Here is a 16644-nt window from a genome sequence, read left to right as displayed (position 1 = left end):
TATAGATTCGCTTGACTTAGAGTGCACTTCAACCTGTATGCTTAGTGTAACTTAAAAAAACAGGAGGACGTACAAATGGACTATGTAAAATTTGGCAATACAGGACTTGATGTGTCACCTTTGTGTTTAGGGACAATGGGATTTGGCGATCCCAACAGCGGGTTTCATGAGTGGGTGTTAGAAGAAGACGACAGTCGTGAAGTCATCAAAAAAGCCTTGGATCTGGGCATCAACTTTTTTGATACGGCAAATGTCTATTCTTATGGAGCGAGCGAAGAAATCGTCGGTCGAGCATTGAATGATTTTGCACCACGAGATGAGATCGTGGTTGCCACAAAACTGTATTCAAAAATGAAACAGCGACCTAACAGTGGAGGCTTATCCCGAAAAGCGATTTTTTATCAAGTTGAACAAAGCTTAAAACGCCTGCAAATGGACTACATTGATTTGTATATCATCCATCGTTGGGATTACCACACGCCAATTGAAGAAACCATGAAGGCATTACATGATTTGGTAGTTTCAGGAAAAGTACGCTATATCGGCGCATCTGCGATGTACGCTTGGCAATTTGCCAAAGCACAAGCAGTCGCTGAAAAAAATGGCTGGACCAAATTTGTTTCGATGCAAAATCACTTGAACTTGCTTTATCGAGAAGAAGAGCGAGAAATGATGCCCTTGTGTGCCGATCAAAAAATTGCCGTGACGCCATATAGCCCATTGGCTGCCGGACGGTTAACAAGAGATTGGGGTGCAGAGACCAAACGGTACTTAACGGATAAAACCGCCAATCAAAAGTACGACAAAACGATGGAACAAGACCGAGAGATCGTGGCGCGGGTCGCACAGATCGCTGACAAACACCAAAGCAAACGGGCGCAAATCGCCTTGGCTTGGTTATTACAAAAAGAACAAGTGGTCGCACCAATTATCGGCGCAACAAAAGAAAGCCATTTATTGGATGCTTTACCTGCCCTTGATCTAAAGCTGACTGCCGAAGAGATTGCGTATTTGGAAGAGCCATACTTGCCTCATGCAGTGGTAGGAGCGGAATAACGAGTAACAAAAGGGCTTCCGGCTCGTAGCATACAAAACGATCTAGGAAAAAATGCAAAACAAGGAAGTGAAGCCATGAATATCAAAAAAGTCAGTGAAGTGAGCGGCGTCTCAGCTGATACCATCCGTTACTATGAAAAGATTGGGCTGATTCCGGCGGTCAAACGCAATAAAAACGGTGTTCGTGAATTTGATGATGACGACTTAAAATGGATCACCTTTACCAGGCAAATGCGCAACGCTGGACTATCGATTGATGGCCTGAGTCATTACCTGGCTTTATTTGAAGAAGGGCGAGGGACGGTTCCTGAGCGCAAGCAGCTGTTAGCCGAACAAATTGCAGTTTTGCGGGAGAAAATCTCAGATATGACGGAAGCTGTTGAACGTTTAGAATACAAATTGGAACATTACGACGAGCATGTTCTGCCGACTGAAGAACGACTGCGTCAACGCAAAGCCAATCTCGTCAACCAGACTTTATGACAAGCCATTTTTTCTACTCAAAGAACGAGGCTTGAATTTTTCAAAAATGAAAGGGAGCTTATGAAACGACTTGCGATTTTAGGTGCTGCTGGCACGATCGGTCAGCGATCACGGCAAAAACTTTTGGAAAGAACCAATCGACCACTCGTACTCTATGCCCGCCGTGCAACGGAGCGTTTGCATGAGATCGATGCTGCGCGTGAGACGATCATTGATGGTGACTTTCTCGATTTAGGACGGCTCGTTCGGGCATTGCAAGGCTGCCAGTCGGTTTTTTTGACGGATATCCATGATCCTCGGGCAACGCTGCGGGTGATCGAGGCAATGAAATTAGCACAGGTCAACCAATTGATCAGTGTCGCACCCGAAAAAAGAATTTGTACATCGGCGGCATTGAAGCAATTGGCAGACTTAACAGCGCCTTTTCTTGCCCCTGAAAAGCATCAGCTGCTCTTGCAGCAAAAAAATCGCTTAATGTCCTACCAATTGATTGTAGGCTCAGAGTTGGCTGTTCGCTTTGTTCATTTGCCATCAATGGAAGAATGCATGTTACAGCCAGGGGGATGGCAAGAAGCAGTCGCAGAAGAAATGCTTGCGATGTATCACTGCTATACAGCCTAAAGCCTGTGCATTTGTGATGAAAACCAACATGCTTTCTTGAAGTTCAGAATCATTTTTTTCATGTTTTCATGAAAAAAATGGTTCTTTCTTTTGAGCTTTTTTTGATAGAATAGACAGAAGCTTTTATCCATAAAATTAGTTGCCAGATTGAAAGGAGAACGTTGATGGAATCACTTATCAAAAAAAATCTTGCTTTATTGCTTGGGGTGCTGTGGATCTGCATCGCATTAAACTTTTTCCTTTTGCCTCACAGTATTGCTTCTGCTGGTGTTGGGTCGATCGGCTACCTGATCGAAACCGGCTGGTCGATCAATCGTCATATCGTTGTCTGGGGGATTAATTTATTGATGCTGGCGTTGGCATTTTTGCTTTTAAAGCGAGAGGTCTTTGTCAATACGGTTATCGGCAGTCTGGCATTTCCCGTTCTTCTGGCGCTTTTACCAGAGATCATGCTCTTGCGTTTTTATTCTGTTTCCTTGATTTTAGGTAGTTTCTTCTTTAGCTTCGGTATTTTTTCACTTTATAAAATCGGTGCTTCCAATGGTGGGGTCACGATTCCGCCGCTGATTTTGGAAAAATACTATGGCATTCGAAAGTCTAGTGGTGTCTTCTTAACCAATCTGATCATCATCTTGTTGAATCTCCTGATTTTTTCTTGGCAAGAAGCCCTCATTTCCGCTTTCTCTATCTATTTGATTGCCTTTTTCATGCGCTTCTTTATGCGGATCGAGCAAAAAACACAGGCAAAAAAAGCAGTGAACGTTCAAGAAACAGCAGAACTAGAATAAACTAGCAGAAGCAAACCATCGGTGCAACAGGTAGTGACCCCCAAGAGTTAGACGAAACGTTTACCTATAGGAGGTCAGTACAACATTTGCACCGATGGTTTTTTAATAGTTTCTTTTTCTCAAAACAGCAATAGCCCCCGCTAGGCAGCTGATGATCAATAAGCAACTCAGCAGCAGCGCTGGCAGCAGTTCTCCTAGTTTGATTTGGTTGGTTAAGTAGTTAGGAAATTGGCTGGAAAGGGAATAAGGGTTCCAATTTGTTAATTGGCTCCACAAACTACCTAACAGTCCGATCAGATAACAGGCGCCAATAAACAACAGTCCTTGATAGATGCTTTTAGCAAAGCTGGAAACCTAGCAGCAGGATGCTGATTGCTAGTAAACCAAACAGCCAATAGCTGAACAATGCGCTAGGGACTTGAGCAGCGCTGGAATCATCGAAATAAATCATCGTATAAAAAGCACTGACACTGGCACTTAGGAGGTAACTCAAAGACCACAGAATCGTTAAATAGCCAGCTTTGGCACAGACGATCGTCGTTTTCGGTAATCCTTTCGTAATCAGCTGAATAAAGGTCCCTTGGGCTATTTCGGCAGAGAGCGTATCGGTAAAAAGAACTACAAATACCAACAGACCAATCGTTCCAATATTGTTGTAAAATTGCAGCCATGCATCGATCGCAGTCGGATCAGCAATCGTGACCTCAATCGATTCTGGCATCATGCTGGCCATCAAATCGGGCATGATTTTCGCGGTAAAGGGAGAGAGCATACCAATCAGCGCAAACAGAATCAAACAAATCAGCAGTTTTTTGCTGCGAAGACCACCGAGAAATTCTTTCTTTAAGAAAACAAGAAACACCTTCATTTGATCACCTCCAAATAAATCGCCTCTAAAGTCGGTTCGATCCGTTGAAAGGATTCAGGTACTATCTGTTGTTCATTGAGCAATCGCAGCAACTGCTTTCCAACATTCGTGTCGGCAGTTTCGTCGATCAGTAATTGATTGTTCTTTCTTTCCGCCGCAATGCCGTGGGATGCTAACAGATTGGCAAATTTCGAATGGTCACCTTCGTTGGTAAAGACAATCCCAAAGGCGGTTTTTCGATAACGTTTTTTTAAGGAATCCATCGGTTCAAACGCCTGGATCTGGCCTTTGTGCAAAATCGCAATGTAATCTGACAGCTGCTCGACATCTGCGAGAATATGGGATGAAAAAAGAACTGTCGTTTCTTCTTTGATTTTAGCCAATACATCAAGAAAGGCCTTGCGACCTAAAGGATCGAGTGCAGAGGTCGGCTCATCACAAATCAAGATAGCTGGTCGGTTGATCAATGCTTGAGCTAATCCAAGACGCTGCTTCATGCCTCGAGAAAAGCCAGCGATTTTTTGTTTCGAAGCTTTCAGGCCTACCAACGCTAAAACTTCCATCACCCGCTGAGGCTGAAAAGGTTCTTGATTGGGCTGGATCTTTCCGCAAAAAGTCAAATATTCTACAGCTATCATAAACGAGTAAAACTGCGGTACATCTGGTAAATAGCCGATCCAGCGATTGGTCTTGGCTGAGCCGAATTGTACCACTTCGCCGCAAACGGTGATTTCTCCTTCATCAATGGGGAGCAATCCTAAAATCGCCTTCATGGTTGTTGTTTTGCCAGCGCCGTTTTCCCCGACAAACCCTACGACGCTGCCCTTTGGAACCGAAAAGGTTAGGTCTTGCAGCACTTGCTTGCGCCCAAAACGCTTGGATAAATGGTTGATCTCGATCATCTTCATTGTTGGTCCTCTTTTCCGAAAGCAAAATAAAGGATAGGACCGATCAGGCTAACAAAACAGGCGATGAAAAGCCAAAGAATGCGGGAGCCGAATTTAAACTGTTCTTGTTTTAAAATATCGCGAACCGCCAAGACGATTAAGACCATTTGCAAAACAATCAAGGGGATCAGTACGGGCAAATAATCAGACATATTTTTTGGTATATTTAGTGAAACACTATTCATGTGAAGCTCTCCTTTGTGGCTCATTTTCTTGTTCGGACAGTTTTTGCAGCTGCTGAAATAATTCTTCAAATAGTGGTTGCTTCAGATAAGGTTCAAATAATGGTGTGAACTGCGCGATTTCGAGAAATTGCTTTTTGACATTGTCTGAGTTCCGCGGGATCTGACTGCCTAATTCTAATTCGCTGATCCACTCATCGATGCTGTTGAAATAATCGTCTCCTTTCAAAACGATTTCTTCAGGCGTGTCTGCTAATGTTTTGACATACAGTGTTAATGCTTGCAGCAATAAGCTTTCTTTTCCTAAAGCCGCAAACGAAACCATCCCAGCGGCTAGAAAATTCAGTAAAGAGAGGGGATGCAGCTGGGCCAGTTGGAAGCTCTCGCTGAGTGCCAGCCCACGTGCAAAGGTTTTTTCCAGCTGCTCCTCGTCTTGTGTGAGCATTGCCAAATAATTTGTCAGTAAGCTCATAAAAAGAATCAAGTATTGGTAAATCGCACTTTGCGTCACAATCTCAGCTTGCTGCAACTGATTTTTTTGCTGAAATGCGGCGGCAATCAACGGTTCGCTAGGTAAAAAAGAGAGAGTTTTCGTGCCAAGTATCGCCAAGACCTCATCGGGCTTGTTTCTCATCAACAGACAATAGGCTTCGATTTGTTGCGCTTGTTGTGCCAACGCATTGTCACCATGCGCAATGATCCGTTGATAAAGGATTTCTGCTTCTTTCAAATAGGTAGTTTTCTTCGCTTCCATCAAGGCTTCTTCAGAGGGGTGCCCTTCTGTGCTATCTGCTACAGGGACATCTGGCAAAAGATCCCAATGATTTAAGTAAAAGGAGCCCATCTGTAACAAGAACGGGTAACAAGAGTAATACCGTTTGGTAAAACTTTGTGCCAGCGCGAGGACTTCGCTTGGGTTTTTTGTTTGAAAGGCGTCTTTTAGTAATTGATAGATTCGCTGGATCTCTTTAGGAGATAGCTGCGAGTCCAAAATCAATAATTCATCGACACTGCAATCAAAATACGCTGCTAATAAGGGCAGCGAGGTGATATCTGGATAAGACTGTCCCGTTTCCCATTTCGAAACGGATGCTTTGGACACATTCATAAACACTGCTAATTCTTGCTGGGTAATACCTCGTTGTTTTCTTCTCCGAGCGATTTCCTCGCCAATTGGTAAGTCCATAGTGCACCTCCGATAGGTTTGTTTGGTATACTTCTATCATAAGAGGAGAAGAGATGACTTACAATGGATTACTAGTTAATTTTTGGTTGATTTAATTAACTACAAGTTGATTATAAGGCGAAGTATTCCAACTTTTGGGAAAGAGATGATCGTAAATGAGAGGTAGAAAAATGAAAGTTGTAGCAGCGATCGATTCCTTCAAAGGAAGTGCCACTTCCGCAGAACTAAATCAAGCGGTCTTAAGCGGGTTTTCAGACCATTGGGAAACACGCAGTATCCCAATCGCTGATGGGGGAGAAGGGTCAATGGCAGCAGTCATTGCTGCGCTAGGAGGCAATTACGAAACGGTTTCAGTGACCGCTCCATTAGGCGGTAAGTTGCAAGCCCGTATGTTGGTCACCAAAATCAAGGAAGAAAAAATTGCCCTGATTGAATCTGCAGAAGTGATTGGGTTGCAACTCGTGGAACCTAGTGACGAGACCACCCGCAATAGCTCTTCTTTTGGTTTAGGCCAAATGGTCTTAGCGGCTTGCAGGCAAGGTGTGAAAAAAATTTACCTGACCCTTGGCGGTAGCGGCACTTCTGATGGGGGTGTAGGCTTTTTACTTGCGCTTGGAGCAACCATTCAAAGAAACGAGCGAATGGAAAACAATCCTTTGCTGCAAGCAGAATCTCTGGCGCTCAGCCAGTTGAACCCTCTGCTTGCACAAATTGACCTATTTGCATTGGCCGATGTAACGAATCCCTATTTTGGCAATCAGGGATTTGCGCAGGTTTTTGGTCCGCAAAAAGGGGCATCCCAAGAAACGATCCAGCAGTTGGATCAGCAGGCAAAGCGCTTGGCTGAGCACATCAAGCGGACCACGGGGATCGATCTGGAAGTCCCTGGTGCTGGTGCGGCAGGTGGGCTTGGTGGTGCTGTTCGTTTGGCAGGTGGTCAATTGGTTCCTGGATTTGCGACGATCGCTTCATTGGTTGGATTTGAGGAAAAAATCAAAGAAGCAGATTTGTTGATCACGGGTGAAGGACGCATCGATGGGCAAACCGCTGGGGGAAAAGTACCCTATGGCGTCGCGTTGCTCGCCCACAAACATCAGGTCCCGGTTGTTGCCATCTGCGGCTCCCGAAGTGACGATCTAGGAAAACTGCCGCAACTACTATCTGCCGTCTTTTGTATCCAGCAAGGTCCGATTTCGTTGACAGAAGCGATGGAGAAAAAGCGAACCTTAGTGAATGCTCAACAGACTGCTCAAGCCATCGCTGGTTTTGTGGAACAGTGGCAAAAAAAGACTGAATCAGACGCTTCAAATAGGACTGAATAAGAAGATAACACCAAAAAAACTTCGTATTGGCTACTGCCTTTTGTACGAAGTTTTTTTGGTGTTTTTCTCTGTGCTTAAGCCAAGGTAGCTTGTGCATCCATCTCTACTTTAAATTCAGGGGCAACCAAGGCGGCAACGATGACGAGACTCATGGCTGGTTTGTTTTCTGCCAAAATAGTTGTAAACGCCGTACGGACAGCAGCTAAGTAGGCAGCATCTGTTAAAAAGACGGTCATTTTGACCACTGATGACCAGGACAGTTGATTGGCTGATAGAAGCTGTTCGATCTTTTTCAAAACGATGGTTGTTTGCTCCTGCGGGTCCTCAGGTGTGGCTCCGTCTTGCGACGGCGTTTGACCAGAAATGAAAAGAAAAGGTCCTTGAGCGATTTTTGTATCGGTATAGATTGCCATTTCTTTGGCTCCTTTCGTCTATCTTGGCTTTGGATGATGGGACAGATAGAAATTGATTGGGTGTGTCCTAGTTTACTTGATTCCACCTGCAAAAACAATCAACGGACGTTTTCAGTTGGTTGTGTGAAGCCACGCGACCAAGCCGCTCTTCCCCTTTAAGAAAAGCACTCATTTTTTTCAGGCTCCGCTGAAATTATCGCCAGAATTTTATGGTTTCAATGTCTTATACTATGTTCAGATCAAATAAATAAACAAGGAGGAAAAAAATATGAATTGGTACAAAAACACAACAGAAGAACTATTACACACGTTGCAAACAACACGGCAGGGCCTTTCCTCCGAAGAACGCAACCAGCGTTTAGCAAAGCAAGGTGAAAATAAAATTACTGAGGCAGCGCAGATCCCCACATGGAAGAAAGTCGGCAAGCACTTTACCGACTTACTGATGTTGGTCTTGATCGTCGCAGCCGTCTTAAAAGGGATTTCTGGTGATTATATCGAAAGCGGCATTATTATGGCGGTCGTCGTCATCAATGGATTCGTCGGCTACTGGCAAGAGCGCAAAGCCCAAGAATCACTGGATGGATTGAAGCAGTTCATGGGGCAAGAAGCAACGATTTATGTTCACGGCCGCAAAAAGAAAATTGCTGTTTCTTCTTTAGTAAATGGAGATTTAGTCGTTTTAGGACCAGGAGATGTTGTACCAGCAGATATGCGCTTGATCGAAACCCATGATCTTGTGATTGAAGAGTCGATTTTAACTGGCGAATCTGAGCCTGTTCAAAAAATGACCGAGCCTATTACTCAAGAAAGTACGATTGGCGACCAGCGGAACATGGCGTTTTCTGGTACCCATGTAGAAAGCGGAACTGCCAGCGGGATCGTCGTTGAGACAGGCGACGATACGCAAATCGGCCAGATCAATCAAGCAATTCAGTCTGTGAAAGCGCAAGAAACTCCGTTGATCAAAAAAATGAAGCAATTAAATCACCAAATCTTTAAAGGCATTATCGGATTAGTGGTTTTCTTGATCTTCTTTACTACCTTCCGCTACGGCTTTGATCTTGATCTCTTGTTCTCATCAGGTATCGCCTTAGTGGTAGCGATGATTCCTGAGGGCTTGCCAGCCGTGCTAACCATGATTTTATCGATGGGTGTCAAGGAAATGTCTGAGGAGCAAGCAATCATCAAAACGATGCCATCAGTGGAGACACTAGGTGCCATGACGGTGATTTGTTCAGACAAAACAGGAACCTTGACCAAAAATGAAATGACGGTCGTCGATGTTTTAGTTGAGTCAAACGTGGATAAAGCAACGGTGCTTGATATCATGGCAAATTGTCAAGACTTGAAGCAAGACGAAGGACAAAAGGCTGCGGATCTCGTTGGGAACCCAACCGAAAAAGCCTTGTTACAATACGCAGAATCAGCGCAGCAACCATTGCGTAAAACAGTCGATAAGATTCCTTTTAGTTCCTCTTACAAGTACATGGCAACACGCCATCAAAATCAAGAAGAGCCGAATGCCTCGGTAGTTTTTGTCAAAGGTGCGCCCGAAGTGTTGCTTGAGAAAAGCCAACTGACTTCAGATCAAAAGCAATGGTGGTTAGATGAAAGTGCAAAATTAGCAGCGAAAGGGCAGCGGCTGATCGGCTTTGCGCATCTGACGCTGTCGGCACAGGAGTCCTTGTCCCACGAAGGGCTAACCAATTTAACCTTTGTCGGGATCGCTGGTATCATTGATCCTCCGAAAGACAGTGCCATCAAAGCAGTAAAAGAGTGCTTGCAAGCGGGCATCCAAGTCAAAATGATCACAGGAGACCATGGCAAGACCGCTCAAGCCATCGGCAAGCAAATTGGCTTGAAGCACACGAATCACGTGTTGGAAGGGCTAGAAATCGATCTGTTGTCGGAGGAAGAATTGCAGCAAGCAGTCCAAAAGACAGACATCTTTGCTCGAACGACCCCTGAGCATAAATTACGGATCGTTAGTGCTTTGCAGGCGAATGAAGAGATCGTCGGAATGACCGGTGATGGCGTAAACGATGCACCAGCGCTGAAAAAAGCCGATATTGGGATCGCTATGGGGATCAAAGGCAGTGAAGTAACCAAGCAAGCAGCCGATATGGTTTTGGCAGACGATAATTTTCATACGATCGCCAATGCCGTCCGAGTGGGTCGTCGAATCTATGATAATTTGAAGAAAACCATCAACTTCTTCTTACCAACTGCGGTTGCCCAAGGATTGATCGTTATTGCGGCACTCTTGTTGAACCGACCACTGCCACTGACACCTGTCCAAATTTTATGGGTAAATATGGTGACAACGATCACGCTTTCTTACGCACTCGGTTTTGAAAAGGCAAGTGCGGATGTCATGAATCGACCACCACGGCCAATCAAAGAAGGCATCTTATCTTGGTACAGCTTGTTCCGCATCTTCTACGTCTCGCTGTTGATCATGATTCCTTCTTACGTCTTAGCGGTTCAATTTGAGGGAACGGTCCTTCAGCAAAGCATGCTGCTGCAAAGTATCGTCTTTGCCCAAGCGGTCTACTTGTTGAACTGTCGAGAGCTGGTCAAACCAGCCTTGAATCGCCAACTGTTTGCCAACCGAGCGCTATTCGTTTCTCTTTCACTGCTGATCGTATTACAGGCAGCGATTTTCCTAACCCCTCTTGGACACCAGCTTTTAGGGATCGGTTCTTTGACCTTGATGCAGCAGTTGAGTATCGCTGCTAACGGCGCACTCCTTTTCGCAGTCGTTGAGGGTGAGAAATTTATTACGAATAAGCTGCAAGGACGGCAAAAAGCCGCTCCAGTGAAGCAGTAGCGGCAGCTTGATGATTCTAACGATAGCTTAAATAATAGGTTTGGATGAGCTCAGTCACTTGATTGAGCTCATTTTTCGTCGGTACCATCGATAAGTAAAAAACTGGAACAGATACTTCCTCTAAAGGGAAATTTGAGAGAATAAAATCAACCTCGATTTCCGCCAACGCTTCTAGTTGACCAGGCTCGATCGCCGATAAAAGGATGCGGGCACCGAGGAAGTCATTCAATTCTTGCAGGAGGTAAGCTTTCCAGGCGGGCTCACCTTGGAAAACAAAATACCCTTTTGCGCGAATGGGATTGATTTGTAAAATCGCTTGTTGGATCAGTAAGGTGGTGGTTGACAATAATGGAAAACTCATTTCCGATTGACTGGCTGTTTGCTCTTCTAAAAAGTCATGGATCGTCGCTTCGATCGATAGCGAATAGGGTTGATTTAACCGTTGGATCTCGTGAAATTCTAGCCCGAACAATTCTGAGAGCTTGGCTGACTCTTGCGATTTGATCAAAAGCAACAGCAGGTTCTCAATCAGTTGTGTATCACTAGCTAAAGACAACTGCAACAAGCGGTCTAGTTTTCCAACAAAATGTGTCGTTTTCTGATAAATGGTTTGGTAGGATTCAAGGGTTGCTTGGATCGTTGCGGACCAGTCGTTATTGTAGTTCCAACTTTCTAAGAAGCAGTAGAAGCTAAAGAAGTGTTCGCTGCGTTCTAAATAAACGCCTTCTTTTTGATACAGCTGGCTTAATGGCTGTTGGAAAAGGCTATAAAGGGGATCGTTCCCCTGAAATTCAAAGGAATCGATACGGCAATTGGCTTTGATGCGAATCGTATTGATAAAAAACCAGCAGGTACCGTAGATTTGTTCCACTTCGATCTGCAGCTTGGCTTTTGCTAAGCGATCCAAGAAATGATAATAGTGGGACTCATGAATCGTATATTCTTCAAAAAAGTAATTGTTATGGGTGTATGGCAGTAACAGGCGATGAAAAAAAACACGGATGTTGATCTCACTTCCTTCAAAGCGGATCATGCGATTGGTGATCCGAATCCGCAACGAAAAATCAGTGAGACTTTTGTTTAATTTTGTCACATGTCGTCGCAAGGTCTCATAGGATGTCCCTGTTTGGCTAAGAATATCTTGCGTACGGAGTTCGCTGGAAAAAAGCAATGCTTTCATCAAAGAAACACCGATCGATTGAGGGAAAAACGTTTCCCAGAGCTGACTCATCAACAATGGCCCATCATGGGTCAGAGCAAAGCCACTACTGGCAGCTTCGATCTGCCAACCATCAGGCAATTGTTGGCGAATATAGGTTAGATCGGAAAAAACGGTTCGCTCCGTCGTATCGATCAATTTTGCTAGTTGCTTGGCAGTGATCATTTTGTGATTCGCCAGTTGTTCCAAGAGAAGGATCTGACGTAATAAATCCTTCTCCGTAATGATTTTTTTCATCATCCAATCCATGACAAAAACTTCCTTTCCGAGTCTTGAAGGTCAAAAGAGTCACATTGACTGTTTTGATGAAAGACAACTCTTTCGTGTTCTTTTTGATTTTATACGAAAAAGGCAAGTTTTGCTATTTCCAATTCACTGGATGATGTTTTTTTTATTAAAAAAGATGGGATCGGCAACCTTCTGAGTAACTGTCTAAAGGAATGCGTTTGTTTTATGTGCTTTAACGGTTAGAGGTCTATCATGTGTTCGTATTTCTTCATTCGCAAATACATAGAATAACTTTCTTTCGACAATTTTATTTTTGAGGAAAAAAGACTCTTTTTGCGAGAGGCGTAGAGTTTTCGATGGAGCGCAGAATTGATGATCCATTCAATTTCTGCTTGTTCTTCCTCGGATAATTCGACTTTTTTCTCATTGGATTGAATGAGAGAGTAAGTAAATTCTAAGCAGCTCATTTTATAAATAAAGGTGGAAAAATATAATTTGTCTATGTGCATTTAATCACCCTTTCTTACATTCGGTTCAATCATATAGAAGAATATTTCAAATAACAATTCTGTTTTTTCATGATGTTATGAAAATTTTGGATAAATGTCGATTTTTTGGCAAAATTATAGCAAAGCTTTCACTCTTTGATCTTCACGTAAGGGTTATAAAAAAACAAATATTATTTAAATGGAGTAGCAGCTATAATTAAGTACGCTGAAAGAAGTGAAGGAGATTTTTATCCTAAAGAATGTCTTTTTATTTTGGTTAAGGCAACCCATTGTAGGTTGTTTTCTTGTATTGTCAAAAGGAGTCAAAAAAATAAAATTCGCTTTTTTCTGTTGACAGATCAGCAAAAGCCACGTAATATAGCTACCAATAACTAGTAAAGACCAAACAAAAGAGAAGTATGAGGACGTTCGTCTTGCAGAGAGCTGATGGTGGTGTAAATCAGCAGATTGACGCTTCAGAAATGGACTTTTGTGTCGAAAGGCTGAAATCAGTAGGCTTTTTTCGGGATCTCCCGTTACAGAGAACGATCGTTGATAGACGATCTAGAGAACCAATTGAGGTGGCACCGTGAGTAATCGCCCTCATGCAGACGAGTTTGTTTGCATGAGGGCTTTTTTGTTTTTCTTGCCCTTCAACCAATAAAAAAAATAAACGTAAAATCAAACTAAGAGAAGTACTTGAGTCTTTTTTGGTTACAGAAAGTCGGCGGTGATGAGAATCCGATACCAAGAAATCAAGGAAATGGCCTTAGCCGATCATTTTTTGAACCCTTTTTTGTCAGTAGGAAAATGCGGGAACTCCCGTTATAGAGGAAGACCGTTGTTAGACGGTTGATAGAGAAGAAGTTGTTTTTTTAGGCAACTTTCAATTGAGGTGGTACCGCGGTCATTCGCCCTCAAGCAGACGTTTTTATGATGTTTGCTTGAGGGCTTTTTGTTTACAAAGAAAGGAGCAGCTTATGTATCGAATGGAACGAATCAACAGCGATTGTTTGACACCTGTCTCAGTGTTTTTACGGATTCAAGGGGCGCATAAATGTTTACTGGAAAGTATTCCCAGAGAAGAAGATACGGGACGCTATTCGATCCTCACTTTTGATCCTGTTCAGAAACTGACCTTTAAGGATGGTGTTTTTCAAGTAGAGGATCTTTTGGAAAAAACGGTCAACAAGTATCCCTGTCAGGACCCTTTAAAAGAAATGGAACGGTATGTAGTCAAAAAAGAAACCACCGCTTTACCGAATCTGCCGTTGCAAAGTGGGGCGATCGGGTATGCGGGCTATGATATCACAGCTTGCTATGAAGATATTGGACAACTGCCCGCAGATGAATTGCAGGTGCCTGATATGGCCTTTTGGCTTTTTGAAACCTTTCTCGTTCTGGATCATCAAAGGGAAACCTTGACCATCATCCTTGAAAATTGCTACAGCCAAAGGGGGACCGCCGAGATGGAGCAGGTACTCCAAGCGGTGCAGCAGCAATTAAGGACACCAGTCGCAGCTGAGACCCGTGGGTTATCGAATGAAAAGCTGCATTTTACAAGTAATGTTACTCAACATGCCTATGAAACGATCGTTCGTGAGGCAAAAGCCAGAATTACGGCAGGGGATATGTTTCAAGTGGTTCCTTCCCAACGTCTACAAGCAGCATTTACGCAAGATCCTTTTGACTATTACCGAAAACTGCGAGTGACGAATCCGTCTGCCTACCTCTATTATCTTGATTTCGATCACGGATTCAAAGTAATCGGCAGTTCACCTGAAAGCTTGATTCGGGTTCAAGGAACAACGATCACCACAAATCCAATCGCTGGTACCCGCAAACGAGGGGCAACCAAAGCAGAAGACGAAGCTTTGGCGGCGGAACTATTAGCAGATGAAAAAGAACGTGCAGAGCACCAAATGCTGATCGATCTGGGGCGCAATGATTTGGGCCGAATCGCTGAACATGGCACGGTTCATGTTCCTTTATACATGGTGATCGAGAAATACCGCTATGTCATGCATATCGTTTCGGTGGTGGCTGCCAAGCGCAGAGCAGGTGTGACGGCAATGGATGCCTTGAAAGCAACCCTGCCAGCAGGCACGGTCAGCGGGGCACCAAAGATTCGTGCCATGACTCGCATCTATCAATGGGAAGCTGTTCGAAGAGGGGTCTATGCGGGAGCCGTTGGGTATTTTTCTCGAAATGATCAAGCGGATTTTGCCATCGGGATTCGGACAATGGTATTGAAAGACGCGATCGCTTATGTCCAGGCAGGGGCGGGTGTCGTTTATGATTCTGATCCCTCATCTGAATACCACGAAACCTTACACAAAGCCAAAGCACTATTGGAGGTGTCAGCCAATGATCTTACTCGTCGATAACTATGATTCGTTTACTTACAATCTTCTCCAGCTCTGTCCAGAAGAAACAGTCGTCTTGCGAAATGATGATCCAGACCTTTTCCTTGTTGCTGAAGAAGCAGATGCTATCATTTTTTCTCCAGGACCAGGACGTCCCGCAGAGGCAGGATTCATGATTCCTTTGATCAAAGCACACCATGATAGCAAGCCGCTTCTAGGGATCTGCTTAGGTCATCAAGCCATTGGAGAAGCGTTTGGTGCCAAAGTGGTCCAAGCACCAGCCATTATGCACGGCAAGCAATCGAGCCTTACGTATCAGAAAAAAGGCGTATTCAAAACCTACCTAGGAGACATGACTGTCATGCGCTATCACTCGCTGGTCATTGAGCCAGCGACCCTTCCTACACAATTTGAGGTGTTGGCTGAAACAAAAGGGATCATCATGGCGATCCAGCATCGACAAAAGCCGATCGTAGGCCTTCAATTCCACCCTGAATCAATGGGGACAAACGAAGGGGCATTTTTTATCCAACGGTTTCTTGAACTCATTCCAGAAAACTCAGCAAAAAGCAGCAAATGAAAATGGAGGAACATTTATGGAAGCAGTCAAAATACAGCAGCCGCAGCAAATCACCCAGCAGCTTTTTAATGGCAGTCATTTAAGTTATCAGGAGATGCGCCACTTTGCTCAAGGAATTTTAAGCGGGATGTTTTCAGAAAGTCAATTGGGGGCAGCGTTAGTTGCGATGAAGATCAACGGCATCACAGCCGCCGAATTGACCGCTTTAGCGGAAATCATGTTAGAGCATGCCGTTGCGATCCCTTATGAAGGAGGAGACGCCATGGATAATTGCGGTACTGGCGGCGACCACTCCAATAGTTTTAATGTCTCCACTACGGCTGCTTTCGTGTTAGCAGCTGGGGGAATCACGATGGCAAAACACGGCAATCGCAGTATCTCTAGTCGTTCAGGTAGTGCCGATGTCTTAGCCTGCTTGGGGGTATCGATCCAAGCATCACCAGAAAAAATCGCTGAACTATTAGCGACTGTCGGCATCGCGTTTCTCTTCGCTCCCTCGTTGCATCCAGGCATGAAAGCAGTGATGAAGATACGGCAAGAATTAGCGACGCCAACGATTTTTAATCTATTAGGTCCCTTGATCAATCCTGTTCCATTGACTACGCAACTGATTGGGACATACGCAGGCGAGAGCTTGGCCGACACCGCTCAGGCGTTAGGCAGTCTTGGTCGGCAACGAGCAATGGTGATCCATGGATGCAACGGGATGGATGAAGCCAATTTGGCAGGTGAAACTGCGATCAGCTTTTATCAAGGAGGAGAGGTAGCCAATTTTTCTTTGGATCCACAAGCGTACGGCTTTACGCCAGCGCCGATTAAGGCGATAGTCGGCGGGGATGCCGCTCAAAATGCGGCGATCTTAACTGCGGTGTTGAAAAATCAACCCTCCGTTTATCTAGAAACGGTGGTCTTAAATGCAGGGTTAGGCTTTTACGCTAACGGCAAAGCCGCCACCCTAGCAGAAGGGTTTGCGATGGCACGGGCGTGTATCGCTTCGGGTGCCGCCTATGACAAACTGCAGGAGTTGATCCGCCAGTCAAATAGCCAATAACTACGAAAGCTGT

The 16644-nt window shown here is 44.4% G+C and carries 14 protein-coding genes, 1 pseudogene and 2 other annotated features; of the genes and pseudogenes, 9 read left to right on the top strand and 6 right to left on the bottom strand.

Translation table 11 applies throughout. The annotated features are described in order from the left end of the window. The first annotated feature begins 75 nt into the window (after nucleotides 1-75). The 4 genes from IGJ05_RS05005 to IGJ05_RS04990 all read left to right on the top strand — a co-directional run bounded on the left by IGJ05_RS05005 (nucleotide 76) and on the right by IGJ05_RS04990 (nucleotide 2948). Nucleotides 76-1056 carry an aldo/keto reductase gene (locus tag IGJ05_RS05005; RefSeq protein ID WP_005225721.1) on the top strand — a complete coding sequence of 327 codons (981 nt, stop codon included), beginning with the start codon at nucleotides 76-78 and terminating at the stop codon, nucleotides 1054-1056. Between the two features lie 75 nt (nucleotides 1057-1131). Then, nucleotides 1132-1539 carry a MerR family transcriptional regulator gene (locus IGJ05_RS05000; RefSeq protein ID WP_225000740.1) on the top strand — a complete coding sequence of 136 codons (408 nt, stop codon included), beginning with the start codon at nucleotides 1132-1134 and terminating at the stop codon, nucleotides 1537-1539. Nucleotides 1540-1599: 60 nt separating this feature from the next. Further along, a complete protein-coding gene (locus IGJ05_RS04995) occupies nucleotides 1600-2160 on the top strand; it encodes an NAD(P)H-binding protein (RefSeq protein ID WP_225000741.1) in 561 nt (186 codons plus the stop codon). Nucleotides 2161-2324: 164 nt separating this feature from the next. Continuing rightward, on the top strand, nucleotides 2325-2948 hold the full coding sequence (locus IGJ05_RS04990) for a YitT family protein (RefSeq protein WP_016610336.1): 624 nt from the start codon (nucleotides 2325-2327) through the stop codon (nucleotides 2946-2948). A 102-nt stretch (nucleotides 2949-3050) separates the two neighbouring features. Here the strand turns inward: IGJ05_RS04990 and IGJ05_RS04985 are convergent. From IGJ05_RS04985 to IGJ05_RS04970, 4 genes and pseudogenes are all read right to left on the bottom strand, one after another. Further along, nucleotides 3051-3816: pseudogene (locus IGJ05_RS04985) on the bottom strand (ABC transporter permease subunit). Then, nucleotides 3813-4724 carry an ABC transporter ATP-binding protein gene (locus tag IGJ05_RS04980; protein ID WP_225000743.1) on the bottom strand — a complete coding sequence of 304 codons (912 nt, stop codon included), beginning with the start codon at nucleotides 4722-4724 and terminating at the stop codon, nucleotides 3813-3815. The pseudogene IGJ05_RS04985 and the gene IGJ05_RS04980 overlap by 4 nt, the downstream one beginning before the upstream one ends. Continuing rightward, nucleotides 4721-4948 (bottom strand): PLDc N-terminal domain-containing protein, encoded by a 228-nt coding sequence (locus IGJ05_RS04975; protein WP_225000744.1) that lies wholly within the window; start codon nucleotides 4946-4948, stop codon nucleotides 4721-4723. The genes IGJ05_RS04980 and IGJ05_RS04975 overlap by 4 nt, the downstream gene beginning before the upstream one ends. After that, entirely contained in the window at nucleotides 4941-6131 is a 1191-nt protein-coding gene (locus tag IGJ05_RS04970) for a helix-turn-helix domain-containing protein (protein WP_225000745.1), read from the bottom strand. The genes IGJ05_RS04975 and IGJ05_RS04970 overlap by 8 nt, the downstream gene beginning before the upstream one ends. A 170-nt stretch (nucleotides 6132-6301) precedes the next feature. On the opposite strand from IGJ05_RS04970, the gene IGJ05_RS04965 reads away from it, so the two are divergent. Next, nucleotides 6302-7453 (top strand): glycerate kinase family protein, encoded by a 1152-nt coding sequence (locus tag IGJ05_RS04965; RefSeq protein ID WP_225000746.1) that lies wholly within the window; start codon nucleotides 6302-6304, stop codon nucleotides 7451-7453. Between the two features lie 74 nt (nucleotides 7454-7527). Here the strand turns inward: IGJ05_RS04965 and IGJ05_RS04960 are convergent, their stop codons facing one another. Further along, on the bottom strand, nucleotides 7528-7866 hold the full coding sequence (locus tag IGJ05_RS04960; RefSeq protein WP_225000747.1) for a RidA family protein: 339 nt from the start codon (nucleotides 7864-7866) through the stop codon (nucleotides 7528-7530). Between the two features lie 268 nt (nucleotides 7867-8134). On the opposite strand from IGJ05_RS04960, the gene IGJ05_RS04955 reads away from it, so the two are divergent. Beyond that, the gene (locus IGJ05_RS04955) at nucleotides 8135-10699 is read left to right on the top strand and encodes an HAD-IC family P-type ATPase (RefSeq protein ID WP_123833876.1); all 2565 of its coding nucleotides are present in this window, start codon (nucleotides 8135-8137) and stop codon (nucleotides 10697-10699) included. Nucleotides 10700-10715: 16 nt separating this feature from the next. Here the strand turns inward: IGJ05_RS04955 and IGJ05_RS04950 are convergent, their stop codons facing one another. Beyond that, nucleotides 10716-12167, bottom strand: a complete 1452-nt coding sequence (locus IGJ05_RS04950; RefSeq protein WP_225000749.1) for a helix-turn-helix domain-containing protein — start codon at nucleotides 12165-12167, stop codon at nucleotides 10716-10718. Between the two features lie 862 nt (nucleotides 12168-13029). Next, nucleotides 13030-13242 (top strand) — a binding site (T-box leader). 67 nt (nucleotides 13243-13309) lie between these two features. Then, nucleotides 13310-13556 (top strand) — a binding site (T-box leader). A 58-nt stretch (nucleotides 13557-13614) separates the two neighbouring features. Here IGJ05_RS04950 and trpE point away from each other — a divergent pair. The 3 genes from trpE to trpD are packed head-to-tail and all read left to right on the top strand — an operon-like array spanning nucleotide 13615 to nucleotide 16631. Further along, entirely contained in the window at nucleotides 13615-15021 is a 1407-nt protein-coding gene (gene trpE / locus IGJ05_RS04945) for an anthranilate synthase component I (protein WP_317755942.1), read from the top strand. Next, nucleotides 15002-15580 carry an aminodeoxychorismate/anthranilate synthase component II gene (locus IGJ05_RS04940; RefSeq protein ID WP_225000751.1) on the top strand — a complete coding sequence of 193 codons (579 nt, stop codon included), beginning with the start codon at nucleotides 15002-15004 and terminating at the stop codon, nucleotides 15578-15580. The genes trpE and IGJ05_RS04940 overlap by 20 nt, the downstream gene beginning before the upstream one ends. A 16-nt stretch (nucleotides 15581-15596) precedes the next feature. Then, nucleotides 15597-16631 (top strand): anthranilate phosphoribosyltransferase, encoded by a 1035-nt coding sequence (gene trpD / locus IGJ05_RS04935; protein WP_225000752.1) that lies wholly within the window; start codon nucleotides 15597-15599, stop codon nucleotides 16629-16631. The last annotated feature ends 13 nt before the right edge of the window (nucleotides 16632-16644 follow it).

The sequence above is a fragment of the Enterococcus sp. AZ167 genome (assembly GCF_051714025.1).
GTDB lineage: Bacteria > Bacillota > Bacilli > Lactobacillales > Enterococcaceae > Enterococcus_D > Enterococcus_D casseliflavus.
This window is presented reverse-complemented; position numbering and strand designations above follow the sequence as displayed.

Coding starts and splice junctions, on each gene's coding strand:
- IGJ05_RS04955 (WP_123833876.1), top strand. CDS start 8,135: ATGAATTGGTACAAAAACACAACAGAAGAACTATTACACACGTTGCAA.
- IGJ05_RS04960 (WP_225000747.1), bottom strand. CDS start 7,866: ATGGCAATCTATACCGATACAAAAATCGCTCAAGGACCTTTTCTTTTC.
- trpD (WP_225000752.1), top strand. CDS start 15,597: ATGGAAGCAGTCAAAATACAGCAGCCGCAGCAAATCACCCAGCAGCTT.
- IGJ05_RS04980 (WP_225000743.1), bottom strand. CDS start 4,724: ATGAAGATGATCGAGATCAACCATTTATCCAAGCGTTTTGGGCGCAAG.
- IGJ05_RS04975 (WP_225000744.1), bottom strand. CDS start 4,948: ATGAATAGTGTTTCACTAAATATACCAAAAAATATGTCTGATTATTTG.
- IGJ05_RS05000 (WP_225000740.1), top strand. CDS start 1,132: ATGAATATCAAAAAAGTCAGTGAAGTGAGCGGCGTCTCAGCTGATACC.
- IGJ05_RS04990 (WP_016610336.1), top strand. CDS start 2,325: ATGGAATCACTTATCAAAAAAAATCTTGCTTTATTGCTTGGGGTGCTG.
- IGJ05_RS04995 (WP_225000741.1), top strand. CDS start 1,600: ATGAAACGACTTGCGATTTTAGGTGCTGCTGGCACGATCGGTCAGCGA.
- IGJ05_RS04970 (WP_225000745.1), bottom strand. CDS start 6,131: ATGGACTTACCAATTGGCGAGGAAATCGCTCGGAGAAGAAAACAACGA.
- IGJ05_RS04965 (WP_225000746.1), top strand. CDS start 6,302: ATGAAAGTTGTAGCAGCGATCGATTCCTTCAAAGGAAGTGCCACTTCC.
- trpE (WP_317755942.1), top strand. CDS start 13,615: ATGTATCGAATGGAACGAATCAACAGCGATTGTTTGACACCTGTCTCA.
- IGJ05_RS05005 (WP_005225721.1), top strand. CDS start 76: ATGGACTATGTAAAATTTGGCAATACAGGACTTGATGTGTCACCTTTG.
- IGJ05_RS04940 (WP_225000751.1), top strand. CDS start 15,002: ATGATCTTACTCGTCGATAACTATGATTCGTTTACTTACAATCTTCTC.
- IGJ05_RS04950 (WP_225000749.1), bottom strand. CDS start 12,167: ATGGATTGGATGATGAAAAAAATCATTACGGAGAAGGATTTATTACGT.